Origin of the sequence: Aridibaculum aurantiacum (genome assembly GCF_017355875.1) — a bacterium.
Lineage (GTDB): Bacteria > Bacteroidota > Bacteroidia > Chitinophagales > Chitinophagaceae > Segetibacter > Segetibacter aurantiacus.
In genome coordinates, this window is record NZ_JAFEWC010000001.1 from 1,550,690 (window position 1) to 1,575,747 (window position 25,058).

The 25,058-nt window shown below is 42.3% G+C and carries 19 protein-coding genes; 11 read left to right on the top strand and 8 right to left on the bottom strand.

Going from position 1 to position 25,058, the window contains the following annotated elements; genetic code table 11:
• The first annotated feature begins 51 nt into the window (after positions 1 to 51).
• Genes J4N22_RS06460 through J4N22_RS06475 form a run of 4 tightly spaced genes read left to right on the top strand, consistent with a single transcriptional unit; the run spans position 52 to position 5,969 of the window.
• A complete protein-coding gene (locus J4N22_RS06460; protein WP_207492977.1) occupies positions 52 to 3,456 on the top strand; it encodes a response regulator in 3,405 nt (1,134 codons plus the stop codon).
• A 1-nt stretch (position 3,457) separates the two neighbouring features.
• Positions 3,458 to 4,288: a CheR family methyltransferase gene (locus tag J4N22_RS06465; protein WP_207492979.1), complete on the top strand. Its 831-nt coding sequence runs from the start codon at positions 3,458 to 3,460 to the stop codon at positions 4,286 to 4,288.
• On the top strand, positions 4,288 to 4,863 hold the full coding sequence (locus J4N22_RS06470) for a chemotaxis protein CheB (protein ID WP_207492981.1): 576 nt from the start codon (positions 4,288 to 4,290) through the stop codon (positions 4,861 to 4,863). Before J4N22_RS06465 ends, J4N22_RS06470 begins: the two co-directional genes overlap by 1 nt.
• A complete protein-coding gene (locus tag J4N22_RS06475) occupies positions 4,860 to 5,969 on the top strand; it encodes a hybrid sensor histidine kinase/response regulator (protein WP_207492983.1) in 1,110 nt (369 codons plus the stop codon). Before J4N22_RS06470 ends, J4N22_RS06475 begins: the two co-directional genes overlap by 4 nt.
• 9 nt (positions 5,970 to 5,978) lie before the next feature.
• Here the strand turns inward: J4N22_RS06475 and J4N22_RS06480 are convergent, their stop codons facing one another.
• Positions 5,979 to 6,500 carry a 2'-5' RNA ligase family protein gene (locus tag J4N22_RS06480; protein WP_207492985.1) on the bottom strand — a complete coding sequence of 174 codons (522 nt, stop codon included), beginning with the start codon at positions 6,498 to 6,500 and terminating at the stop codon, positions 5,979 to 5,981.
• 67 nt (positions 6,501 to 6,567) lie between these two features.
• Here J4N22_RS06480 and ligD point away from each other — a divergent pair, with 67 nt between their 5' ends.
• Both ligD and J4N22_RS06490 read left to right on the top strand, forming a co-directional pair.
• The gene (ligD, locus tag J4N22_RS06485) at positions 6,568 to 9,195 is read left to right on the top strand and encodes a DNA ligase D (protein WP_207492986.1); all 2,628 of its coding nucleotides are present in this window, start codon (positions 6,568 to 6,570) and stop codon (positions 9,193 to 9,195) included.
• A 179-nt stretch (positions 9,196 to 9,374) separates the two neighbouring features.
• Entirely contained in the window at positions 9,375 to 11,954 is a 2,580-nt protein-coding gene (locus tag J4N22_RS06490; RefSeq protein WP_207492995.1) for a TonB-dependent receptor, read from the top strand.
• 6 nt (positions 11,955 to 11,960) lie between these two features.
• Here the strand turns inward: J4N22_RS06490 and J4N22_RS06495 are convergent, their stop codons facing one another.
• On the bottom strand, positions 11,961 to 13,004 hold the full coding sequence (locus tag J4N22_RS06495; RefSeq protein ID WP_207492999.1) for a serine hydrolase domain-containing protein: 1,044 nt from the start codon (positions 13,002 to 13,004) through the stop codon (positions 11,961 to 11,963).
• 205 nt (positions 13,005 to 13,209) lie between these two features.
• On the opposite strand from J4N22_RS06495, the gene J4N22_RS06500 reads away from it, so the two are divergent.
• Positions 13,210 to 13,527, top strand: coding sequence for a hypothetical protein (locus J4N22_RS06500; RefSeq protein WP_207493003.1), 318 nt, complete (start codon positions 13,210 to 13,212; stop codon positions 13,525 to 13,527).
• Between the two features lie 275 nt (positions 13,528 to 13,802).
• Here J4N22_RS06500 and J4N22_RS06505 read toward each other — a convergent pair whose 3' ends face one another.
• Positions 13,803 to 14,027, bottom strand: a complete 225-nt coding sequence (locus J4N22_RS06505) for a hypothetical protein (protein ID WP_207493009.1) — start codon at positions 14,025 to 14,027, stop codon at positions 13,803 to 13,805.
• Positions 14,028 to 14,141: 114 nt separating this feature from the next.
• Here J4N22_RS06505 and J4N22_RS06510 point away from each other — a divergent pair, with 114 nt between their 5' ends.
• Positions 14,142 to 15,932, top strand: coding sequence for a MutS family DNA mismatch repair protein (locus J4N22_RS06510; RefSeq protein WP_207493014.1), 1,791 nt, complete (start codon positions 14,142 to 14,144; stop codon positions 15,930 to 15,932).
• Between the two features lie 218 nt (positions 15,933 to 16,150).
• On the opposite strand, the gene rseP is transcribed toward J4N22_RS06510, so the two are convergent.
• The 3 genes from rseP to J4N22_RS06525 all read right to left on the bottom strand — a co-directional run bounded on the left by rseP (position 16,151) and on the right by J4N22_RS06525 (position 20,479).
• The gene (gene rseP / locus J4N22_RS06515) at positions 16,151 to 17,500 is read right to left on the bottom strand and encodes an RIP metalloprotease RseP (protein ID WP_242692079.1); all 1,350 of its coding nucleotides are present in this window, start codon (positions 17,498 to 17,500) and stop codon (positions 16,151 to 16,153) included.
• Positions 17,501 to 17,772: 272 nt separating this feature from the next.
• Entirely contained in the window at positions 17,773 to 18,930 is a 1,158-nt protein-coding gene (locus J4N22_RS06520) for a 1-deoxy-D-xylulose-5-phosphate reductoisomerase (RefSeq protein WP_207493017.1), read from the bottom strand.
• 43 nt (positions 18,931 to 18,973) lie between these two features.
• The gene (locus tag J4N22_RS06525) at positions 18,974 to 20,479 is read right to left on the bottom strand and encodes a GH3 auxin-responsive promoter family protein (RefSeq protein ID WP_207493020.1); all 1,506 of its coding nucleotides are present in this window, start codon (positions 20,477 to 20,479) and stop codon (positions 18,974 to 18,976) included.
• 194 nt (positions 20,480 to 20,673) lie between these two features.
• On the opposite strand from J4N22_RS06525, the gene rplU reads away from it, so the two are divergent.
• Positions 20,674 to 20,979: a 50S ribosomal protein L21 gene (gene rplU, locus J4N22_RS06530; RefSeq protein WP_207493022.1), complete on the top strand. Its 306-nt coding sequence runs from the start codon at positions 20,674 to 20,676 to the stop codon at positions 20,977 to 20,979.
• Positions 20,980 to 21,065: 86 nt separating this feature from the next.
• Entirely contained in the window at positions 21,066 to 21,332 is a 267-nt protein-coding gene (gene rpmA / locus J4N22_RS06535; RefSeq protein ID WP_207493024.1) for a 50S ribosomal protein L27, read from the top strand.
• On the opposite strand, the gene J4N22_RS06540 is transcribed toward rpmA, so the two are convergent.
• Together J4N22_RS06540 and J4N22_RS06545 are read right to left on the bottom strand one after the other, a co-directional pair.
• On the bottom strand, positions 21,329 to 21,775 hold the full coding sequence (locus J4N22_RS06540; protein ID WP_207493026.1) for a hypothetical protein: 447 nt from the start codon (positions 21,773 to 21,775) through the stop codon (positions 21,329 to 21,331). The two genes, rpmA and J4N22_RS06540, sit on opposite strands and share 4 nt — an antisense overlap.
• 36 nt (positions 21,776 to 21,811) lie before the next feature.
• Entirely contained in the window at positions 21,812 to 22,426 is a 615-nt protein-coding gene (locus J4N22_RS06545; protein ID WP_207493028.1) for a MiaE family protein, read from the bottom strand.
• A 173-nt stretch (positions 22,427 to 22,599) separates the two neighbouring features.
• Between J4N22_RS06545 and J4N22_RS06550 the strand changes: the two genes are divergently transcribed.
• Positions 22,600 to 25,056, top strand: coding sequence for a penicillin acylase family protein (locus J4N22_RS06550; RefSeq protein ID WP_207493033.1), 2,457 nt, complete (start codon positions 22,600 to 22,602; stop codon positions 25,054 to 25,056).
• Positions 25,057 to 25,058 lie beyond the last annotated feature (2 nt).

The following is a 25,058-nucleotide window of genomic DNA, read 5'->3' on the forward strand; positions in this document are numbered from 1 at the left end:
AAATTACTGGAGCAGAGGGTTGTACTTTTATATTCAGTAGAAGATATATTCATGAGATTAGATAGTTTTTCTTTAGGTAGAAGTTTGAAAGCTGGATTTGCATTAGCGATCATATTGGTGTTAGGAGTAGGTGTCATTTCTCTGCTAACATTCAGGCACCAGGAACAACAGGCACAACTGGTGAATCATAAGTACGACATAGTAAACCAGGCCGCTTATATACAAACGCTTCTAATTGATATGGAAACCGGTAGAAGAGGTTTTAGAAGTACAAATGACCGCAAGTTTCTTCAGTCATATTTTCAAGGCATACAAAATATAGATCCCGCTTTTGATACATTGAAGATTTTGGCCTCAGCTGACCAGGCTTTACTTGCAAGGGTAAAAGGTTTAAAACAAGAGGTGGATACACTCTTGAACTTCTGGGCTTCATTAAGTGGAGATGCCAGTAAGTATACGAAAGAAGACATTGTACAAACAATGAACCGGGAGAAGATATTGATGGATGATGTACGTGCTGCTGTTTCTACCATTTTGCGTGAGCAAAAACAAGAACTTGAATACCACGAAAAGCTTTCCCATAAAAGGATTGATCGATCAACAGCAACTTTGATCGTTTGTATCTTCCTTATTCTTCTCATTGTTGTTTCCCTGATCTTTAAGATCGTTCACGAGTTTAGAACAAGGCGAAAGGCAGAGGCGCAAACGCAAAAAAACAACGAAGACCTGTTGATCGTAAACCAGGAGATTGCCAACCAGAACTGGTTACTTGCAGGGGTAGCAGAAGTGAATAATTCATTACATGGCACCAATAGTTTAAAAGAACTTTCTGAGTCTATACTTAATGCTTTACAGTCGTACCTGCAGGTTGATTCAGGTGCTATCTATGTTTATAATGCAGACGACCATCAATTAACACTTACAGCAGCGTATGCATTACCAGCCGGGGCAAAAGAAAGCTATGCTTTGCATGAGGGATTAGTGGGGCAAGCTGCTGCAGCCGATGTGCCTTTGATCATTAAAGATGCCTCAGAACTACAGTTGGTGGTTGAAGCAGGTACTTTAAAAGTCACTCCATCAGTCGCAGCTTTTGTACCTGTTATCTTAGACGGAGAAACTAAAGCTATAGTTGAGCTTTGTTGGTTTAATCACGTTTCCAAGAACGAATACAAGCTGCTGGATGTGGTGAAGAAGAATATAGCCGTAGCTATAGATTCTTCGCAAGCCCGCGATCATGTACTTAAGTTGCTTGAGCAGGTACAAAAGCAAAAGAAAGAACTCGAACACCAGCAAGAAGAACTGCGACAAATAAATGAAGAGCTAAATCAGCAGGCAGAAGTACTGCAGGCATCTGAAGAGGAACTGCGTGTGCAGGAAGAAGAACTACGACAAATAAATGCTGAACTGGAAGCAAAGAATCATGCAGTTGAAACAGCGCGGCAATCGCTTGCAGTGAAGGCCAAAGAGCTGGAAAGCATCAGCAGGTACAAAACGGACTTCCTTGCGAATATGTCGCATGAGTTACGAACACCATTGAACAGCATACTGATACTGGCAAAATTGTTAGCTGAAAATGCAGCAAATAATCTTACTGAAAAACAAGTTTCGCATGCTAAGATCATCCATAAATCAGGTAGCGATCTGCTACAACTCATTAATGATATTTTAGATCTTTCTAAAATAGAATCAGGTAAAATGGAACTGGTTTATGAACCAGTTAATGTAAGTACTATCACCACTAATATGCAACAGCTCTTCCATGTGGTGGCAGAGGAAAAGCAGATGAAATTTGAAATCAAAGCTGATCCATCTGTTCCAGTACAGATAACAACAGATAAGCAGAAGGTAGAGCAAATATTGATCAACCTTTTATCCAATGCTTTCAAATTCACACCTGCAAAAGGAACTGTTTCTTTACATACTACTACAGGTAAAATTGGTGATAAGCCAGCTATAAAATTTATTGTCAGCGATACTGGTATAGGTATTCCTGCACCCAAACAACAATTGATCTTCCAGGCATTTCAACAAGCAGATTCTTCTACCAGTAGAAAGTTTGGTGGTACCGGGCTTGGTCTGTCTATCATAAGCAGGCTGGTAGAACTTTTGGGTGGTACAATAGAATTGAAGAGTGCCGAAAATGAGGGAAGTACATTTACTGTTACAATACCAGTAACTGGTAAAGCAGAAACAGCCCAATCATCCACTTCTATTGCTAAACCACAACTGCCTGCAGCTATACCAGAGCAAAAGCAAGTAGCAGACGATAGGGCGCACCTAATGGAGGGAGATAAGCGTATGCTTATTATAGAAGATGATGCTTCATTGGCAAGGATGATATTTGAATATGCACATGCCAATAATTATAAAGCAATAGTGGCCATGCAGGGTGATGAAGGTTTATACTATGCGAAAGTGTATCAGCCGGATGTGATCATTCTTGATATGAAATTGCCAGGTATGGATGGCGCAACCGTTCTGCGAATGCTTAAGAACGATCCTGACCTGCATCACATCCCGGTGCATATAATCTCCTCGTTAGAAGATGGAAGAAATGCAACAGGTGCATTCTCATTTTTAAAGAAGCCTTTTAATACAGCAGATCTAGATAAGGCATTTGCAGATATAGGTAAATATCTATCTGAAGCTGTAAAACATGTACTGCTTATTTCTGCAGATGAAGCCAATCGTAAAGAGCTCGTTCAATTATTGCAATCGAAGAAACTGAAAGTTCAATGCGATATAGTGGCCACTATGCAGCAAGCAGCGGCTAAACTTTCTGCCACCAAGTATGATACTATCATAGCTGATCTTTCGAACAATATCAAAGAAGGTATAAACCAACTAGACTGGCTACATAAACAGGTGCAACCACAGCAGGTGCCTATTATCGTTTATATAGATGAAGATATTCAGCAGGCTAAGGAGCTCGAGCTGAAAAAACTAGCCGACGTTGTTGTTCGTAAATCGTTGTATAGCCAGAAGCGGTTGATTGATGAAATTGAATTGTTCTTGAATAAAGTAAACGAGACAGTAGTTCCAGCTAACAACCAGGAAGTAGTTCATGGTATTTCTGAAAACATACTTGCTGGTAAGAAGATCTTATTGGTAGATGATGATATGCGAAACGTATTTGCACTGAATGCCGCATTAGAACAGCACGATATGCAAGTGATGGTAGCAAATGATGGTAAAGAAGCTATCAGGTGTTTACAGGAAGATGCCAATATAGATCTTGTTCTAATGGATGTAATGATGCCTGAAATGGATGGTTATGAAGCTACAAGAATAATAAGGAACCAGTTGCACCTGAACGATCTTCCGATCATTGCTTTAACTGCAAAAGCAATGGCCGAGGATAAAGAAAAATGTATACAGGCAGGTGCATCCGATTATATAACCAAACCTGTAGATGTACAAAAGTTGATCTCACTCATGCGTGTATGGCTTGCATAATATGGACAAAGAAACCGTAGATATAACATTAAAGGATGTAGAGGATGTCCTCGAACTATTGAATAGCGTGTATGGCTACGATTTCAGGAATTATGCAAGAGCATCTATGTACAGGCGTATCGTAAAGTTTATGAGCGATGTGGGCATTAGTCAGGTGTTCGATCTAAAGCACAGGCTTGTAAACGACCGCACATTCTTTGATTACCTGTTGCAGCGTATAACGGTGAATGTAACGGAGATGTTCAGGGATCCAACCTTTTATCTTTCATTGCGACAAAACATTCTTCCTATGCTTGCTTCTTACCCGGTTATCAAAATATGGCACCCGGGTTGTTCTTCAGGCGAGGAGGTATATTCAATGGCAATTTTACTTCACGAAGCTGGCTTGTTGCAGCGCAGCAGGATATATGCTACAGACATCAATCCACATAATATTCAAAAGGCTAAAGATGGACTTGTGCCTGCCACCTACATAAAGGATTATACTTCCAATTATATTAAGTCGGGAGGTACTGCTGATTTTTCTTCTTATTATAAATCCGATAATGATCATGTAGTGTTCAATGCTGAACTGCGTAAACAGTTGATCTTTTCTCAGCACAACCTTGTAACAGATCATGTATTCAATGAATTTCAATTGGTGTGCTGCAGGAATGTATTGATCTATTTCAATAAGGATCTGCAGAACAGGGTGCTCAATCTATTTTACGATAGCCTTTCCCCGTTGGGCTATCTTGCATTAGGCATCAAAGAGTCGGTTTTATTTTCTGATTTAAAAATGAAGTTTGCAAACGTAGACAGGTCCAACAAAATCTACCGGCGAATAATGTAATGGAAGTAGCAGATAAGATATTATTGATTGGTGGATCCGCAGGAAGTTTACCTGTGCTCATTGATATATTGAAAGCTTTGCCATCGGAGTTCCAGGTGCCTGTTGTTTTGGTATTACATCGGCAACGAAATGTGGTAAGCGAAATGAAGCAGGTGCTTAGTTCTTTTCACCAGAAGGAGATACGTGAGCCGGATGATAAAGATCCGGTGGAAAAATGTTGCATTTACCTGGCGCCGCAAAACTATCACCTGCTGATAGAAGATAATAAAACCTTCAGCCTTGATTATTCAGAGGTTGTTAGGTTTAGCAGGCCTGCGATAGATGTAACCTTTGAGAGTGCTGCAATGATCTATAAAGCTGGTACGATAGCTGTACTGTTAAGTGGCGCGAATAACGATGGAACAGAAGGTTTACGATCTGTTATAAGCAATGGAGGAGTTGCAATAGTACAAGATCCTTCAACTGCAGAATTCGCTGCTATGCCCCTGGCTGCTATTTCGGCTAATAAGCAGGCGATGGTAATGACGCCTGAGCAGATCACTCATTATTTATTAAGTCTTAATAACCTCAAATGAAAAATGTGAATACTGCCCCTAAAGAATTCACCATTTTACTGGTTGATGATAAGCCGGAGAATATTGTTTCGTTAGAAGAGATTCTGGCTGCACCAAACCGCAATTTTCTTCATGCATACAATGGTAATGATGCACTAAAGCTTGCGCTGAAACATGAGCAGATAGGTTTGATCATGCTTGATGTGCAGATGCCAGGAATGGATGGATATGAAGTGGCGCGCATTCTTAAAACCAATGCGAAAACAAAAGAGAAAGCAGTAATATTTGTAACAGCCATCAATAAAGAAGAGCAATTCATTTTAAAAGGTTTTGAAGAAGGTGCAGTGGATTACCTGCAGAAACCTTTGGATGTGAATGTTACCAAAGCAAAGGTGAACGTATTTGAGAAACTATATTTCTCACAGCAAGAGCTGAAGCTATCTCTCATTGAACTGGAAAAGGTAAATAAGCAACTGGAAAGATTTGTATCAGTTGCATCACACGATCTTAAATCTCCGTTGGCAAGTGTGGTTACCATCTTATCTATCCTAAAAAATCACCCGGTAGTAAACCAGCATAACGACCTGCAGGATAGCATTGATATGGTGTATATGTCTTCTACTCATTTAGCCACTATGATAGAAAGTATATTGCGCTATAGCCGGCAAAGCCTGAATGAACAAGAAATAGAAGAAGTAGATACTTACGAACTGGTGAACCAGGTTGTCTTTCTATTGTTCCCTCCAAAACACATTAGTATTACGGTTTCAGATAGCCTGCCCGTTTTTCGTACACGAAAACAAAAGCTCCAGCAGGTCATCCAAAATCTCATTTCAAATGCTATAAAATACAATGACAAACCTGCTGGTAAAATTGAAATAGGTGCAACTGAGAAAGAAGATTTTTACGAGTTCTATGTGCGCGATAATGGTCCCGGCATCAGGCAGGTAGATGAGAGCAGGATATTTAAACTATTTGAAGTGACAGAAAATAAAGCAGCATCTGAGAGTAGTACAGGAGTAGGATTGAACATCATCAAGCTGCTGGTAGAAGAGCAGGGCGGAAGAATATGGGTAGAGAGTGAGCCCGGTTCAGGCAGTACTTTTTTCTTTACATGGAGAAAGTAGAAACAATTTTTATGCACGCTTCAGAGGAACATCTTCAAAGACTTTATAACGCTCTTTTACTGACGGCTTATAAAATATTCTTATAAAACTGGCTTCAAAAACTATGGGTGTAGCCAGCATCTCATTTGCCAGTTGCTTCATCTCTTCCAATGCTTTTGGCGAGAAGCCAACATTCAATCTTCCCAGCGTCAGGTGTGCGTGAAACGGCTGATCCTTTTTTCCTGTGGCTTGTTCATAAGGTTCTATTGCAGGTACAAGTGACCTTTCCAATTGATATAGCTCTGTGCTTTCACTTTTAATGAACAACACTCTTTTTCCAAAGTTGCCGGTGCCGGTTAGGTGTACATCAAACGTAGGGAAGGCTTGTGCAACTTTATGTATTGCCTGTAGCCATTGATGCTGGTCTGTCAGCAATACGGGTGGTCGCAGCGTTATATGTGGTTCCGTGCGATTATCTCCATACTGCTGTTGAATGCGTAGTATAGCCTGCGAAATCTCCGGTGGTAGTACTATAGCTAAAAAGAATTGCATGTTGCAGATCTTTAAAATAATTGTACCCTAATGCAGTGGCATAGTTTTGCCACTTCTGCATGTAATTATGAGCCTGGAGAAGTACAAGCAGAAACGGAAATTTGAAAAAACGCCTGAACCTACAGGTGGTAAAAGTGATGAACCTGCATTGACTTTTGTAGTGCAGAAACATGCGGCTTCACACCTGCATTACGACTTCAGGCTCGAGATGAGAGGCGTCTTAAAAAGTTGGGCAGTACCCAAAGGACCTTCACTTAATCCCAATGACAGGCGGCTGGCAATGATGGTGGAAGATCATCCTTATGACTACAAAAATTTTGAAGGCATCATACCTAAAGGGAATTATGGTGCAGGTGCTGTTATCATTTGGGATGAAGGTACATACGAACTGACCAGTGCTATAGGCAAAAGCAAAAAGCAACAGGAAAAGGAATTGCTTTCCAATTTCTATAAAGGATCACTGAAACTAAGGCTGTATGGCAAAAAGCTACAAGGTGATTTTGCCCTGGTTAAGGCACCGGAAAAAGAACAGGACAATGCATGGTTTCTTATAAAAATAAAAGATGAATATGCCTCTGCTGTAGATGTTACCAAACAAGATAAATCCATTAAGTCTGGCCTTACCGTTGAGCAAATGGCTGCAAAGAAAAATGCTGCACAATGGCAGAGTAACCGCAATCCAAATGGCAGCTTGAAAGAAGAGAAAGAAGAAGAAACTGCCGTTGCGGTTTTAGATGAAGCATTACTGAAATCAGGAAGGAAATCAGCCTTTCCTGCCAGGCCACAACCTATGCTAGCCACACTGGTGAAAGATGTTATGAATGATGATGAATGGCTTTACGAAGTGAAGTGGGACGGCTACAGGATACTTGGAACTAAAAAGAACAAGAAGGTAAGCTTGCTTACCAGGAGTGGCTTAGACTACAGCCGTTACTATCCTGTGCTGGTAGATGAGCTGGCAGCCTTACCGGTAGATGTTGTGCTGGATGGTGAAGTGGTGGTTTTGGATAAAGAAGGTAAGCCTGATTTTGATGCACTGCAGGCATACAAAGGTGAGGAGCACCTGGCGTATTATGTTTTCGATCTTTTGTGGGTGGATGGATATGACGTAACAGGACTAACGCTTGTTGAAAGAAAGGAACTATTGCAGCAATTGCTGCCAGCAAGCGATGTGCTGAAGTATAGCGATCATTTTGATGATGGTGAGTCGCTGCTTGCACAGGTAAAGCAACTAGGTTTAGAAGGCATTGTTGCTAAGAAGAGAGATAGCATTTACCAGCCAGCTAAAAGAAGTAAACATTGGCTGAAGCTGCCAACACATGTAAGGCAGGAATTTGTTATAGGAGGCTGGACAGAGTCTGACAGTGGAAGGCTTTTCAGGTCTTTGCTGTTTGGTCATTATGATAATGGGCAGCTGCATTTTGTTGGCCACGCAGGTGGTGGTTTCAAAGAAGCAGAGATGCCGGAGTTATTCCAGCAGCTGAAAAAGCTGGAGATAAGGAAGAAGCCTTTTGTAAACGATGTTGATCATTCTACCACACCGCATTGGGTAAAACCACAGCTGGTTGCAGTTATCAAGTATGCCACATTTACCAAAGGTGGCAAGATTCGTAAGCCCGCTACTTTTCTTGGTTTGCGCACCGATAAACCCGCTACTGAAGTTGTAAAAGAAGAGCCTTTATCTATTAAAGAGGAAAGGAAAGTTGTAAAAACATCACCTGTAAAGAAAGATGTAGAAGTACAGGTTGATAGCAACTGGTCATTGATTAAAGAGCAAAAGATAACATCGCAATCTGAGGTGCTTATAGATGAGTTGCCGGTGCTGCTAACCAACGTGGAGCATAAGCTATGGAAAGATGTTACAAAGGCGCAGCTGATAGAATACTATCATCATGTGGCTCCTTATATTTTGCCGCATGTAAAAGATCGTCCGCAATCGCTGCATATAAAGCTTCATGGTGCTACACGCCCGGGTTTTTATATCAAAGACATGGAGAATAACCAGCCCGGTTGGGCAGAGATATTTTCTATAGAGCGTAAACATAAAAAGAAGGACAGGCGCGACATCATAGACTACCTGGTTTGCCAAAATGAAGCAACACTTTTATACATGATCAATCTTGGATGTATAGACGTAAACCCGTGGACGGCAACCATACACGATCACTTGCACCCTGATTACATTATTATTGATCTGGATCCTTCAGACGATGATTTTTCTAAAGCAATAGAAGCTGCACTTGCTGCCAAAGATTACCTGCAGAAGCAAAAGATAAAGGGTTTTGCAAAAACATCCGGTAAAACAGGAATTCATATTTACCTGCCGTGCCGCGGCTTCACTTTTCCTGAAGCGCGTTCCATAGCCGAAAATATTTGCGCAGAAATTCATAGCCTTACTTCTTCATTTACTACTACAGAAATAAGTGTTTCCCAACGGGGGAACAGGCTTTACCTTGATCCAAATCAAAATGATGAAGCCGATACCGTAGCTGCACCTTATTCGGTGCGGCCGTTTCATCAGCCTTCTGTTTCTACTCCACTCAAATGGAGCGAGATCAAGCTGGGGCTCGACCCGCTTCAGTTCAATATCAATACAATCTTGAAGCGACTTGAGAAAACAGGCGATATTTTCAGCGAAGTGCTTTTAAAGAAGCATGCTACTGCTAACAGTAAGATCTTAAAGAACCTTCTTTGATCGATGTCTTGTAGAAGTGTTTCCTCCTCTTGCAGTTATTGTTTTTCATTTTTGCCGACAAAAGATTGAAGAAAATCGGTGAACTGAAGATTGCAGTCGCCCATGCCGAAAGGCATGATTTTTAGGCCTGCACAGGTTTACAGGTAAATCAGCCGTATAGTACAGGTAATATAATAGACATGAGAAAGTTTTACTTTTTGATAATTACACTATTTTCTTTGACCAGCGTTTTTTCGCAAGATCCTACAGGTGTAACTGCAGGTGAAAGGCGGGTAGTAGGACGTATAATAGGTAAGGTAGTAGATGCGCGTAATAGGGGTGTGGAAGCTGCTTCCGTGCAGATCATCATTGCAAAATTTGATGAGAATTTTCAAAGGCAGGGCGACTCGCTGATTACCGGTATGCTTACCCGGCCAAATGGTGATTTTAGCTTCGAGAATATTTTATTGAACAATAATTACAGGCTTGTTGTAACCGCTATTGGTTTTGGTAGGGTAGAAGAATCCATACTCATCAACCAGGTAGAACTAAGTGATGGTGAAAAAGACATGGGCAACATAAGGATAGAGCAGGAAGCACAGGTGCTGCAGAATGTAACCGTTACCACTACCGCCACGCCTCCGGCGCAGATAGGAATAGATAGAAAAGTATACAATGTAGAAAGAAACATAACCGCTACTGGTGGTACTGCCGTGGATGTAATGCGCAATATTCCATCTGTTACGGTGGATGTGGAGGGCAATGTGCAACTGCGTAATAGCTCGCCGCAGATATTTGTAGATGGCCGCCCAACCATTCTTACACTTGACCAGATACCTTCTGATAACATTGAGAGCGTGGAGCTAATAACCAATCCTTCGGCAAAATTTGATGCCGCAAGTACGGGTGGTATCATAAACGTGGTTTTAAAAAAGAACCGCACCCTTGGTTTGAATGGAACGGTATCAGCAGGTGCGGGATATCCTAAAGTGCTTACAGGTAACCTTGCGCTCAACTTGAGGCAGGGCAAGTTCAATTTCTTCGCCAGTGGAAACTTTAATCAATCCGGTGGTATAGCGTCTGGTGAAACTTTTAGGCAAAACAAGCGGAACGGCAGGATAACTGATTACTTCAACCAGTTTTCCAACACAGACAGATTGAGACGTTTTTACTCTGTGCGTTTTGGCTTTGACTTTTTCCTCGACAATAGAAATACTATTACACTTTCGCAAAACCTGGTTCGTGGCAGGTTCGACAGTGATGAAGATCAGGACCAGGAATTCAGGGATGTAAACAACCGGATCTACCAGCTGGGAGAAAGGCTGGCTATTAGCAATTCTGATTTTACCCGCAATAATACACAGTTCATTTACACGCACAAGTTTGCAAAGCAAGGCAAGCAGATATCTGCCGATGTGAATTACAACTTTGGAAGCCGGAACACATTTTCAACCATATTGAATACCTATACTTTTCCTAATGGTTTGCCTTCAGCCTCACCTAACCGCGTAAGGAACGATGGCCTGGGCGACAATGACCAGCTGACCGTTCAGCTGGATTATGTGAACCCGGTAGGAGAGAACGGTAAGATAGAAACAGGAGCTCGCACCTTCATCAGCAACTTCACTAGCTTGTTCGATGCGTTTTCTGTAGGTTCTACAGGTAGCGAGGTAAAGCTTCCGCTGAGCAACCACTACCGTTACAAAGAAGTGGTGAACGCAGCATATATCACCTACAGCAATAAAGTGAACACTTTTGCATATCAACTAGGTTTACGCGCCGAACAATCGGATTTCCAGGGCGAGCTGCTTGACCGCAACCAGCAGTTTGGATACAAATATCCTGCTTCGCTGCGCAATCTTTGGGATGCACTTTTTCCTAGTATATACCTAACTAAAACTATAGGTGAAAGACAAGACCTGCAGCTGAATTATTCAAGGCGTATACGCAGGCCAGGTTTCCGTCAGCTGAATCCATTCATTGATATTAGCGACCCGGTAAATCTTCAGCAGGGAAACCCACAGCTGCGCCCGGTATTCACCAATTCGTACGAGTTAAACTACAGCAAAGGATATAAAGGAGGAAACTTCTTGGGTGTGCTTTACTGGCGCAATAGCCAGGGTGAGATCACGCAGTTTAGTGATACTATTACGGCCGCTCAATACCAGCAGCTTAACAATGCAGCCATAGAGCCTAATGCTATTTTGAACACGTTCATCAATGCTAATACTTCTAATAGGATAGGTGCAGAATTTACACTTCAGCAACAGCTGGCGCAAAACTTTGATATTGTGCCTACGCTTAATCTCCAGTACAGGAATGTGAATGCATCGAGCAACAACAGTAACAACCTCAACAACGACTTGAGTAATGAAGGTTTTAACTGGAACTCGAAGCTGATCATTAATTATAAAATAGTAACTGAACGTGCTCCGCTGTTGAACAATCTTAGCTTCCAGCTTACCGGCCAATATGAATCGCCTGAAGTGATACCACAAGGTTTACGTAAAGAGCAGTATTCGGTTGATTTTGCCCTGCGTAAGGAAGTATTGAAACGAAAAGGGTCCATCACATTTAACATCAACGACGTCTTCAACCACAGGCGTTTTGGAACCATTTACGATACCGAAAACTTTTACCAGGACTCGTACCGCCGCTGGAATGTCCGCAACTTTAGGCTGGTGTTTAGTTACCGTTTTGGTAATCCAAACTTCTCGCTGCGCCGCGACAGGGGCCGCCGCTCTGCTGATGAGCCAGACGGAGGAGATATGGAGTTTTAAAGAAGATTATTTACAATGATTAGCAGGCAGCGCATCATCAATAATGTTCTTGATGTTCATGTACACATTGCGCGCCGGCTCCGATGATAGTTCTTTTGTGAACAGGATAAATGCATAACCGCGGCAAAGGTCAAGCACTGGCCAGGTGCCAGCAAGCGAAGGAACGGTAACAATAGAAGCGCTTCCTTTTGCTGATGTTTCCATGATCCAGGTGCCAAGTCCATAGCTCCAGCCTTCAGTGGTTTTAGGTGCATTTTTTGCCGGAATGGCAGATGCCTGCAGTTCATGCATCATGGCTACAGATTCTTCTGAAAGGATTTGCTTGTCTTTGAACTTGCCTTTCTGCAGTAGCATAGAAAGGAAGTTGACCATATCTGCAGGCGTACTCCTGGCGCCACCAGATGGGTTAAAGGCAAGGTCATAGTTATCGCTTGCAAATGTGGTTGCCCGCATGCCCAAGGGACGTGTGATGCGCTCCTGCATTAGCCTGTCGAAAGTACGTTTGGTAACTACCTCCAGCACACGCGCTGCTATGTTTAAACCAATGTTGCTATACCTGAATTCGGTACCTGCATTGGTTTGTATATCTTTTTTAGATGCAAAATCATTTACCTCTTCTTCAAGGCTGCTATAGCGGCGGCTGCTGGTAAGGCGTGTTACACCTTCGCTTTGTATGCCTGTATAGTGGGTAAGGCAGTGGCGGATGGTAATATAGCTTTTGTAATACTTGCTGAAGATGGGCAGGTAGTCGCTCACTTTATCATCCAGCGATATCTTTCCTTCCTGTACAAAGGTCATCACAAGTGCAGCTGTCAGCCACTGGCTGCTCGCATTGATCGGCTGCTGGATTTTCATATTGAAGTCGCCACTTTCTTTCTTGTACTCGATCTTTCCGTCTTTGTACAATGCAAAAACAATATTCTTTCCCAGTTGCGATTTTACCTGCTCTAGTTTGGCCGAAAGTAACGAAGTGTCAACTTGGGCAAAAGAATTTGCAGAACAAATAAAAGTCAGTGCTAATAAAAGGATTCGGGACTGGAGGTGCTTCATGATAAAAAGCCGGTTGAAGATGGCTTGAGCATCAAATATAACATGAGAGCAAATACCATCTTTTCTAATTGGTAAAAACTTGTTAGGCCACATCATTGGGTTGGTAAAAGGTAAAATCTGTGGATTGACGCATTAGGCAATCCGCTAAAGTCTTGTGGCTCAGTTGTTGAATATATGCTTCTGTACAACAATTAAAATATCTATTATGAAAAAAGATCTTAGTGGAATGACACTGAAAACATGTATGACATTTTCTTTCGCAATGATAGTACATGCATTGCTAATGGCCCAGGATGGCGGCGGCTCTGGCTCAGGTGGCGGCGTTGCTGAAACAACAACATCTATCACGCGTACAGAAACTACCACATCTAACTGGTATGCCTCTCCATGGGTTTGGGTAGTAGGAATTGCGGTTTTTGTACTGCTGTTGGTAGCACTAATGCGTGGCGGTGGTTCAGATAGAACAGTTAGCAGTCACACCGACAGGGTAACTGTAACAAAATCCAGTTCTACTGATTTGTAACGACTGAAGCATAAGATCATCTACAATAAAAAAAAGAGCCACCATGCATTAGCTGGTGGCTTTTCTAATGCTCTTTGGCATTAGCAGATATGTTTTTGAACGAGCTCGGCGAACTAGAAAGTTACCGAAGGCGCCCATGACTGATCTGTAGACATGAATACCTCCTTTTTCTTTGGTGAGGAATAAAATTAGCTACAATGTTTTTCCCTGCCAAACTTTCTGCAGCTTCTGTTCCTGTTTTTGGAAATTTTTTGCAAACCCGCGCCTGGTAAGGCTTAGCTGCTTTTTTGTTCGGTTGTACCCTCTTTATCTTGTATGTCAGGAGCGCTATCCAAAGTAGGTGTTTTGTTGTGCTCCAGGTTAGCATTATCCGAGAATTTTACACCATCCGTCGTAGTAGGTGAGTCTGTTGGTTTGATGGTGTTGTCGCCTGGCATCAATGGTTCATTTGCTGCCTCCGGGCCTTTGTCCAATCGTATTTCCTCATCGTTGTTTGCCATGATCTTTTTTTAGACATTCTCCAAAAACCTGTGCCATCTACAAATCGTTATTGTTTATACCACCAGCTATTGCAATCCCTGCTATCGGTTTATCTTTCAGTTTTTTTGCTAAACATGGAAGTGACAGAAATTTATAAGGAAAGGGTACAATCTTTTGCAGAAGCACTTGCAGGATTAAAGAAGAAAAGACGCATGTTGGGGTGGCTGAGGCTGGCAGTTATTGCTATCACTTTTGCTGTGGCTATGTATGCTTTTGGATCTTCAACATTAGCAGGATGGCTGGTGATAGCTGCAGGTATTGCTTTGTTTTTATTAGCAGTGGCTATAGATGCGAAGAACAACGAAAAGATAGCGCACAACGAAAGGATGCTGACCATTAATGAAGAAGAGCTGAAGATCCTTGAGCATAATTTTGATCACCGCGATGATGGCAAACAATACGAGCCACATGACCATGCCTATGCAGCAGATATTGATCTTTTCGGTGCATTCTCATTATACCAATTTACGGATCGTTGTACATCAGAACAAGGAAAAGCTTTGCTGGCTAACAGGCTGCTGGCGCCGCTGGATAAAGAAATGATATTGTACGTTCAGCAAGCGGTAAAGGAGCTGGCTCCGCAGGTACAGTGGCGGCAGGAATTCCAGGCTGCAGGCATAGCCAATCCTTTGTCGTTGCATGCAGAAGGTAGCATCCACAACTGGCTGCAAAGCAAAATGCCTTACAGCAAGCCAATCTGGAAATTCATCGTGTGGATCTATGCTTTTATCACTTTAGCAACAGTAGCTGCTTACAGTTTTGAATTCATCAATTCTTCGTTGTTCACGTTGCTGGTGTTTGTTTATTTTTTTACAGGCTTAAGTATTAGCAAAAACATCAACGAGACCTATAGTAAACTTTCTAAAATAGTAGACGAGGTAGTAACGCTTAACCAGCAGTTACGGCATTTTGAAAACCTGCAGGTGCAGTCGCCTTTGCTGGTGCGTTTTCAGCAGCAGTTATCGGCTACAGGCAAAGCGTCAGCAAGTATCCACCAGTTAAGAAACATCCTCAACAGGTTTGACTACAGGTTGAACATTCTCGTTTTCTTTTTGCTAAACACATTCCTGCTGTGGGATCTGAAGCAATTGCTGGCGCTTCGCAAATGGCGTAAACAGCATAAGCAGGATGTAGCACATTGGTTCGAGACAGTGGCGCAGTTAGAAGTGGTTTCTACTTTAGCTACACTACATTTCAATTATCCTCAATGGGTGTTCCCTGAAGTGGTAGACCAGCATTTTACTCTACATGCTACCGATGTAGGCCACCCGCTGATAAAGGAAAAGGTACGGGTAAACAATAGTTTTAGTACAACAGGTACGGGTAGAGTGGCCATCATCACTGGTTCTAACATGGCTGGTAAAAGCACCTTTTTACGAAGCATAGGTGTAAACATTGTGCTGGCGCAAATGGGCGCGCCGGTATGTGCGACTTCCTTCACCCTCAGCCCCGTGAACTTATATACGAGCATGCGTATAGCAGATAATCTTGCCGAGAATACTTCTACTTTTTATGCAGAACTAAAAAAGCTGAAGCGTATCATAGAGCAAGTGAATACGCAGGAAAAAATGTTCATCCTGCTTGACGAGATATTAAGAGGCACCAATTCCCTCGACCGCCACACCGGCTCTAAGGCTTTGATAAAGCAGCTGCTAAACAAGCGTGCTGTAGCAGTCATTGCTACGCATGATGTAGAACTGGCAGCACTGGAACGGTCCTATATCACCAGCATTAAGAACTACCATTTTGATGTACAGGTAGAAGGAGAGGAGCTATACTTCGATTATAAGTTAAAGACCGGCATTTGCCAAAGCTTGAATGCATCCATTCTTATGAAGAAGATAGGGATACAGATGGAACCATGATGAATGGAACCTTGATTTTTAGGATAAGGAAAGGATTATGAGGAAATTGGGATGTGGGAACTATTGATTACTCTTGAGTGGGAAGGAAGGAAGTAAGATTTGACCTTTTCCTCATAATCTTTCCAATCCTTTCAATCGTGGTTCTGCAAAAACGAAAAAGGATTATGAAGAATCCTTCTCCTCATAATCCTTTTAATCTTATTAATCGTGGTTCTGTGTTATTTGAACAATCTCCAGAAGTCTAAGCCAAGCGCATAAGCCATTAGTCCAAGCAGGAGTATCATGCCCACCATCTGGGCATATTCCATAAACTTGTCGCTAGGCTTGCGGCCTGTGATCATTTCTACCAGCGTAAACAATGCATGTCCACCATCCAGTGCCGGAATAGGAAGGATATTCATGAACGCAAGAATAATAGAAAAAATAGCGGTAAGTGTCCAGAACCGCTGCCAATCCCACACGCCCGGAAATGTATTACCAATACTGATCACACTTCCCAAAGAGTCGCTTGCATTCACTTTACCTGTGAATAACTGCTTCAGGCCTGTCATGTATCTATCAAGCGTTTCAAAGCATTTGTTGAAGCCAGCAGGAATGGATTGTGCAAATGTGTAGCGTTTTGTAGTGGTTCCAAACAATACAGCTGGCGACCTGGTGCCAAATCCAATAGATGCTTTATCATTCAGCTTTACTTTTACCTGCGCAGTATCCTGACCACGGAGTACAGTAAGTGTTGCTTCCTTGTCTCCCTGGTTCTTTTTTATCCTGTTCAGGTCGTGGAAAAAAGGTACAGGTGTTCCGTTGAAGGCAATGATCTGGTCATCTTTCTGAAGCTTTCCTTCAATGAAATTTGCTGAGCCCAGCACGGTATCTACCACTGTAGGAACACGAACATCAACAAAACCTTCCAGTTTGTTTTTGTTCAATTTCTTGATGAAGTGTTCAGGCACCGGCAGGTTTACCAGCTGGCCATCACGCTGCACTTGTATTTGCTGCGCATCGTTCAATATTATTTCTGCCGGAATGGTTCCAAAATTATCAACAGGTTTACCATCTATGGCTACTATATTATCACCATCGCGTATGCCTATTTGCGTAGCAAGGCTATCAGCATACACACCATATTGAAGATTTTTTGCAGGCAGGTATTCTTCGCCCCACACCCACATGATCATTATGAATAGAACAATAGCAAGCACAATGTTTACAAATACACCGCCTACCATTATTATCAATCGCTGCCAGGCTGGTTTACTTCTAAACTCCCACGGCTGAGGTGGCTGCTTCATTTGGTCTTTATCCATGCTTTCATCCACCATGCCGGCTATTTTTACATAACCACCAAATGGTACCCAGCCCAGTCCATATTCTGTTTCGCCTCGCTTTGTTTTAAACAAACTAAAGTACGGGTTGAAGAAAAGATAGAACTTTTCGACCCTGCACTTAAACCATTTCGCCGGGAAAAAGTGCCCCATCTCGTGGAGCACTACCAGTATAGAAAACGATAGAATAAACTGTCCTGTCTTCACAGCAACACTACTCCAGTCAATCGCTAATAATGTCATCATTCTTTGTGATCGCGTTATGCGTATTTTATTTTGGTGACCAACGGCAGAGCTTTTTTCAACATCGTTGTGTCACTCACTTGTACGGTAGTACTGCCAGCCCCAGTACATGCATTTATTTTCAATGGCAGCAAAGAAAGAATATTTCACCATTCCTTCCGCACCACCTGTATATAAAGCTCAGCTAATGTTTATGTTGCCAGGAGCAAAGTCAGAAGTTAAAATTCGAAAGGCTTTAACCTCCAACCTCCAACATCCAACCTCCAACCTCAAACTTACATTTGTATCAAAGATGCAGCAAAGCTTCTTGCTTCACCATCTGTATCATAATATTCCTCCAAGGTAGGGGATTCAATAAAGCTGATCCTGTTCATGGTTTGTTCTACTACTTCGGTCATATCTAAAAACCCAATACGGTTACGTAGAAATGCATAAACCGCTATTTCGTTAGCAGCATTTAGTATGCAAGGCATGTTTCCACCTTTGGCCAGTGCTTCCATTGCAAGTCCAAGGTTCCTGAAGGTTTTTACATCAGGCTCTTCAAAAGTGAGCGTAGAAACAGATTTGAAATTGAAACGTGGAAAATCATTTTGTATACGGTAAGGAAAACCAAGTGCGTACTGTATCGGCAGTTTCATATCAGGCAGTCCCATCTGCGCCTTCAGGCTGCCGTCCTCAAACTGCACCATGCTATGAATAATGCTTTGTGGGTGAATTACCACCTGTATCTGGTCAGGCTTCAGGTTAAACAGCCATTTCGCTTCAATCATCTCCAGCCCCTTATTCATCAGGGTGGCGCTGTCAATAGTTATTTTGGCGCCCATCGTCCAGTTAGGGTGCTGCAGCGCGTGGTCGCGCTTCACATTTACCAGGAAGTTTGGCTTCTTTCCGCGAAAAGGTCCGCCACTTGCAGTAAGAATAACCTTCTCAATCTTATTTCTTGTTTCTCCCACCAGGCATTGAAAGATGGCAGAGTGCTCACTATCAACAGGTATAACCGGAACTCGATTTTCCAGCGCCTTCTGCATTACAATATCGCCGGCCACTACCAGCGTTTCTTTATTAGCCAGCGCCACCGGCTTACCATTTTCAATAGCTTGTAAGGTAGGTTTTAGACCAGCATAGCCAACAATCGCAGCCAGCATCAGGTCGTAAATATCCATAGCCGCCACCTCTTCCAATGCGCTTTCGCTTGTAAATACTTTTATATCTGTTTTAGAAAGCGCGTCTTTTACTTTTTGATATTTCCGCTCATCACCAATCACCACCACATTGGGGTTAAAATGCAATGCTTGTTGTATCAGCAGCTCGTCATTTGTTTGAGCTGTAAGAACTTCTACAGAAAATTTATCAGTGTTGGCCGCAATAACTTCAAGGGCTTGTGTGCCTATAGAACCAGTTGAACCAAAGATTGCAATTCTTTTTTGCGACATGTTTTGTTTTTAGCCTCGTAAAGGTAATGGATGAATAAACCTGTTACAGAATTCCATGAACCACAAAAGGTTGTAGCTCATCGGAGAGCTTACGGTCGTTGCTCAGCCGGGGTACTTTGTTTTGGCCACCTAATTTGCCAATGCTCTTCATATAATTGATAAAGCCGTTCTTCTTTACCCGTGTTATCTTCAATACTTCAAGGATGTTACCGCTAATAAGGTCATCGTAGTATACATTCTTACCTCTTAGTTTATCATCAACTTTTTTTGCAAATGCCTTCAGGTCTGCCGGCTCGTTTTCAAATTCAATAAACCACTCGTGGTAGCTTTTGCCTTCATTAGAAGATATAAAAGGAGCCACAGTAAATTCAATAATACGCACGCCTTCTTCTTTAGCGGCATTCAGCAATGCATATTCTACTTCTTCGCCAATCACGTGTTCTCCAAATGCTGAAATAAAATGCTTGATACGCCCAGACACGATCAACCTGTACGGTGATGTACTGATGAACTTAACCGTATCGCCTATGTTATAGGCCCACAAGCCTGCATTGCTGCTAATAATGAGGGCGTAGTTCTCGCCGATCTTCACATCCTTCAGGCTGAGCCTGGTAGGGTTCTCGTTGAAAATTTCGTTGGCCGGGATAAACTCAAAGAATATGCCTGAGTTGGTATTTAGCAACAACCCCGGCTCCTTATAATTATCCTGGAAAGCGAAAAAACCTTCTGATGCAGGAAAAAGTTCAATAGTATCTAATGGCCTGCCAATGCTTTCGAACAGTTTCGCCTTGTATGGTTCAAAGTTTACGCCTCCCTGTACCATGACAGAAAAGTTAGGAAAGAGCTCGCCTACTTTTTTACCGCTGCGTTTTACCAATGCATCAAAATACATCTGCATCCAAGGGGGAATTCCGCTAATAAGCGTCATATCCTGGTTGATGGTCTCGTCAACGATCTTATCCAGTTTGGTTTCCCAATCTTCTATACAGTTGGTTTCGTAGCTAGGTAGTTGGTTAGTTCTTAAGTAAGATGGAACGTGGTGATTCACTATTCCGCTCAACCTGCCGGTTGGTATATCCGCTATTCTTTCAAGTTCCGGCGACCCACTCAGGAAAATCAATTTACCACTCGCAAATGCATAGTTGCCGCTTTGCGCCATATAGCACAGCAGTGCATTGCGAGCTGTATTTATGTGGTTTGGAATGGAGTCTTTAGTGATTGGTATGTATTTAACTCCACTGGTTGTGCCGCTGGTTTTCGCAAAATAACTTGGCTTACCCTTCCATAATATATTGTGCTTACCCTGCTTTACCTTTTCTATATATGGCTTCAACTGCTCGTAGTCTCGTACAGGAACAGCCTTTTTGAAATCGTCGTAATTCTTTATTTCATCAAAACCATGATCTTTTCCGAATTCAATGTTGCGCCCGGTCTTTACCAGGTTTTTGAAAATAGCATCCTGGTCTGCCAACGCCGTTTCTGTTCCTTTTTTTATCTGGTTGAATATATAATAGGCAAAAGGTTTTGCCAGCAGCGATTTTAGATTCATGCAACAAGCCGGATTTTACCAGCGGTGGGCAAAAATAGAGAAACAGTAGCTGATAAAGTTTATTTTTGCACCCATACCAGTGGCCGAAACAAAATGAACTGCCAATCCTTCTAGTTTTTTTATTATTTTTTGTCTTTTGTCCCTCTTTGTAAGTGCTAAACCCTTACCTTTGCACTCCTAATTTTGGAAAAGTTATGTTCGCAGTAGTTAAAATCGCAGGACAACAATTTAAAGTTCAAGCTGGACAAAGCTTGTATGTACCTCACCTGCAAGGTAAATCCGGAGATAAAGTTGAGTTCAGCGATGTGCTGTTAACTGACGACAACGGAACTCTTTCTACCGGTTCAGATGTAAAAGCAAAAGTTACCGCCGAGATCCTTGCTGATCTTGTTCAAGGTGATAAAGTAATTGCTTTTAAAATGAAAAGAAGAAAAGGTTACCGTAAGAAGAAAGGTCATCGTACGCATTACACTCAAATAAAAATTGAAAGCATCGCGTAATTTTTGGGTTGCTGAATTATCTATTATGTAGATATTTTGCATGCTCCGAAATCTCACTATCTCAAAAAATATCAAAATAATTTACAATGGCTCACAAAAAAGGTGAAGGTTCCGTAAAGAACGGTCGTGATTCACAAAGCAAGCGCTTGGGCGTAAAGATCTACGGTGGACAACCTGCTATTGCTGGTAACATCATCGTTCGCCAACGTGGTACATCTTACCACCCAGGTAAAAACGTTGGTGTAGGTAAAGATTTTACCCTGTTCGCATTGACTGATGGAGTGGTAGAATTTAGGAAAGGACGCAACGAAAGAACCACAGTATCAGTGGTTAATGTAGAAGCTACAGCTTAAATATTTTTTGGCAGTACCGAATAAGTTTTTACTTTTAATGCATATTTACTAACCATTAAATTTAAAAACATGGCAACTGCAAAAAAAGCAGCTCCTAAAAAGGCTGCTGCAAAAAAAGCTGCTGCTGCACCTAAAAAGGCTGCCGCTGCTCCAAAAAAAGCTGCCGCTAAAGCTGCTGCTCCTAAGAAAGCCGCTGCAAAAGCTGCCGCTCCTAAAAAGGCTGCTGCTAAAGCTGCTGCTCCAAAGAAAGCTGCTGCAAAAGCTGCTGCCCCTAAAAAAGCCGCTGCAAAAGCTGCTGCTCCTAAAAAGGCCGCTGCAAAAGCCGCTGCTCCAAAGAAAGCCGCTGCAAAAGCTGCTGCTCCTAAGAAGGCTGCTACTAAAAAAGCTGCTGCGAAAAAATCATAATAGGTTTTTAGGACGCTTAAATTATAGATCCCGCTCAATGAGCGGGATTTTTTTATGTGGGTCTTGTATGGTTGTTAGTGCATCCTGTCGCCGCGAACTTCTAGTTTTGGGATGACAAGGGCTTCATATTCCAGCCACTCCTGCCAACGTTTTCTTACCACCTCTTTATCCAGGTATGTTTCCGCCAGTTCAATAAAGAGCGTGTAATGACCCGCTTCGCTTTCCATGAAACGGCGATAGAAGTTTGACATATATGGATCATTCAATCCTTCGCTTAAACGTTTGAAGCGTTCGCAGCTGCGAGCTTCTATAAGAGCAAATATCAATAAGCGATCTAATAAGGTTTCTGCCTCACTGCCGCCTTTCTTCTGAAACTCCATCAGTTTATTTACATACTCATCTTTACGCTGGCGACCTAACTTCAAGTTCCGCTTTTTTAATTCAGCTAAAACAAGCCTGAAGTGGCCCCATTCTTCAGTAACGATGGGAGCGAGTTCTGTTACTAGTTTCTCTTTTTCTGAATAACGTTGAATGAGGGAAATGCAACTGGTAGCTGCTTTCTGTTCGCAGTATGCATGATCTGTCAGTATTTCTTCTAACGAAATATTCGCCAGGTCTACCCACCGCGGATCGGTAGGCAGTTTCAGGCCTAATATGTTTTTATCGTATTGTGATTGCTCTTCTGTCATTGTGATAGGTTCTGTGAGTTGCAAATATCTTTAACTCTGGCTACATGTATCAAAGCTTACAAGCTCTTATGTTTCCATCCGCACACTGCGTTGTTGTAATAGATGAAACTATACAGCTGATTAAGGATTCTGTCTTTCTTAAAATCCTTATTTTCAAGCTATAATTGCTTTTTATGCGTTTTGTTGCTTTCCTGGTTTCTTTGTTTTCCACTATTGGTTTGATATATATTCTCAACATACAACTGCATCTGGCAGGCACCACTGTACCTCCTTTAGGTAAATTTTTAAGTCCGCAACACGGGTTTTGGCAAAATGCTGAAAGTAGGTTTACAGAACCGAATGGTGAATTGAAGCTTGCAGGTTTGCAAGGTAAAGTAGATGTATATTTTGATGAGCGACTTGTGCCGCACGTTTATGCTGACAATGAGCGTGATGCATACTTCGTGCAAGGTTATTTGCATGCTAAGTATAGGCTTTGGCAAATGGATTTTCAAACATATGCTGCTGGTGGCCGGCTTAGTGAAATAATGGGTGAGAAAGTGGGTGAGACAGATTTCCTGGCACTTGATAGGTTTTTCAGAAGGTTAGGAATGGTGTATGGTGCCGAGCAATCTCTTAAGGAAATGGAAGCCAATGCTATTACCAAACTTGAAACAGATGCATACACAGCAGGAGTGAATTCCTACATACAATCACTGCAGCCACATCAATTACCGCTAGAGTATAAACTGCTGAATTATGCTCCCGAGCCGTGGACAAATATGAAAACGGCATTGTTTCTAAAATATATGTCCTATGATCTTGCAGGTTCGGAGTGGGATTTTGAAATGAGTAATGCAAAGCAGCTTTTTTCTGCTGAAGATTTTGAATTGTTATACCCCGCCTTCCAGGATTTTTTAGATCCCATGGTGCCAAAGGGAACCGTTTTTCAAAAAGCAGGACTGGCATTGACAAAACCCGCCAGCGCCGATTCTCTATACTTTGGAAGGAAGGCACAATTGGAATCCACACTAGTAAAACCTGACAAAGACAACGGTAGTAACAATTGGGCAGTAGCAGGAAGTAAAACCCAAAGTGGACGACCCATATTATGCAATGACCCGCACCTGGGATTAAACCTGCCTTCGCTGTGGTACGAAATGCAATTAACTACTCCTACATTCAGTAGTTACGGCGCTACATTTCCAGGTTCACCTGCTATAATAATTGGCTTTAATGATAGCAGTGCGTGGGGCTTTACCAATGCCATGCGCGATGTTCGGGATTACTACGAGATACAATTCAGGGACAGCAGCATGCAGGAGTACATGTACAATGGAAGCTGGCACAAATCCACCTTTAGAACTGAAGTAATTAAAGTCAAGGGCAAACCAGATGTTGTAGAAAGGATAGCTATGACCGTTTTTGGTCCAGTGATGTACGATCACAAATACGAGAATAAGTTAGGAGACAAAAAGTATTACGCGGTAAAATGGAAGGCACACGAGGGAAGCAATGAACTGTTGACATTTACCATGCTTAACCGTGCCCATAATTACGATGATTATAAGCAGGCAATCAGCACCTACCAGACACCCGGACAAAATATGTTGTTCGCAACAAAGACCGGTGATATAGCTATAACCCAGCAAGGCGCATTTCCAGCAAAGTGGTTCAGGCAAGGTGATTTCCCAATGCCTGGAACAGACTCTTCTTATCTATGGGAAGGAGATATACCTGCTAATGAAAACCCTATGATGCTTAATCCGCCACGTGGATTTGTGAGCAGTGCCAACCAGCTTCCTGTCGATAATACTTACCCATACTACCTGGGTGGCTCTTACCCCGTGTACCGCGGCGTTATCATAAACCGGCTGTTGAACCAAATGAACAATATCACACCCAATGACATGATGCAATTGCAAACCAACAACTACAATGTGTTTGCTGAAATGGCCCGGCCGGTGTTGGTGAAATACATGGATGCAGGAAAGCTGGCGGATGATGAAAAAGAGCTTTATGAAAATTTTGTGGGATGGAACCTATATAACGATCCCACTTCTGAAGGTGCTACCATATTTAAAGTTTGGTGGGATAGCCTGGAAGCAGAAGTTTGGGGCGATGAATTTGCTCAAACGAAACTTCCGTTACGCTGGCCTGATGAAGGAACTTTATTAGAAGCAATCACCAGGGATAGTTCGTTTAAGTTCATTGATGACATAAGAACACCTACGGTAGAAACAATCAATGAAAAGGTTCTAACAGCTTTTAAGAGTGCAGCAAAGGAATTGAAAATTGCATCAGCTAAGAACAACCTGGCGTGGGCAAAATATAAAGACACAGGCGTGCGGCATCTGTTACGTACATCCGCATTAGGAAGACTTCACCTTCCTATTGGTGGAGGTGAACATATCATCAACGCTACCAAAAGATATCATGGCCCGAGTTGGCGCATGGTAGTTCACCTGACGGACGAAATAGAAGCTTATGGTGTTTACCCCGGTGGCCAGAGTGGTAACCCCGGCAGCAAGTATTATGATACTTTCATTAATAATTGGGCAGACGGTAAATTCTACAAGCTTCTGTTTATAAAACAATCACAAGCTGCTAATCATCCCGCTATTAAGTGGAAAATTACTTTCACCCCTTAATA

Bases quoted from the DNA above. Each gene is read 5' to 3' on its own strand.
- rseP (WP_242692079.1), bottom strand. From the start codon at position 17,500: ATGATGACATTATTAGCGATTGACTGGAGTAGTGTTGCTGTGAAGACA.
- J4N22_RS06545 (WP_207493028.1), bottom strand. From the start codon at position 22,426: ATGACAGAAGAGCAATCACAATACGATAAAAACATATTAGGCCTGAAA.
- J4N22_RS06500 (WP_207493003.1), top strand. From the start codon at position 13,210: ATGAAAAAAGATCTTAGTGGAATGACACTGAAAACATGTATGACATTT.
- J4N22_RS06490 (WP_207492995.1), top strand. From the start codon at position 9,375: ATGAGAAAGTTTTACTTTTTGATAATTACACTATTTTCTTTGACCAGC.
- rplU (WP_207493022.1), top strand. From the start codon at position 20,674: ATGTTCGCAGTAGTTAAAATCGCAGGACAACAATTTAAAGTTCAAGCT.
- J4N22_RS06505 (WP_207493009.1), bottom strand. From the start codon at position 14,027: ATGGCAAACAACGATGAGGAAATACGATTGGACAAAGGCCCGGAGGCA.
- J4N22_RS06480 (WP_207492985.1), bottom strand. From the start codon at position 6,500: ATGCAATTCTTTTTAGCTATAGTACTACCACCGGAGATTTCGCAGGCT.
- J4N22_RS06520 (WP_207493017.1), bottom strand. From the start codon at position 18,930: ATGTCGCAAAAAAGAATTGCAATCTTTGGTTCAACTGGTTCTATAGGC.
- J4N22_RS06465 (WP_207492979.1), top strand. From the start codon at position 3,458: ATGGACAAAGAAACCGTAGATATAACATTAAAGGATGTAGAGGATGTC.
- J4N22_RS06510 (WP_207493014.1), top strand. From the start codon at position 14,142: ATGGAAGTGACAGAAATTTATAAGGAAAGGGTACAATCTTTTGCAGAA.
- J4N22_RS06460 (WP_207492977.1), top strand. From the start codon at position 52: ATGAGATTAGATAGTTTTTCTTTAGGTAGAAGTTTGAAAGCTGGATTT.
- J4N22_RS06475 (WP_207492983.1), top strand. From the start codon at position 4,860: ATGAAAAATGTGAATACTGCCCCTAAAGAATTCACCATTTTACTGGTT.
- rpmA (WP_207493024.1), top strand. From the start codon at position 21,066: ATGGCTCACAAAAAAGGTGAAGGTTCCGTAAAGAACGGTCGTGATTCA.
- J4N22_RS06550 (WP_207493033.1), top strand. From the start codon at position 22,600: ATGCGTTTTGTTGCTTTCCTGGTTTCTTTGTTTTCCACTATTGGTTTG.
- J4N22_RS06495 (WP_207492999.1), bottom strand. From the start codon at position 13,004: ATGAAGCACCTCCAGTCCCGAATCCTTTTATTAGCACTGACTTTTATT.
- ligD (WP_207492986.1), top strand. From the start codon at position 6,568: ATGAGCCTGGAGAAGTACAAGCAGAAACGGAAATTTGAAAAAACGCCT.
- J4N22_RS06470 (WP_207492981.1), top strand. From the start codon at position 4,288: ATGGAAGTAGCAGATAAGATATTATTGATTGGTGGATCCGCAGGAAGT.
- J4N22_RS06525 (WP_207493020.1), bottom strand. From the start codon at position 20,479: ATGAATCTAAAATCGCTGCTGGCAAAACCTTTTGCCTATTATATATTC.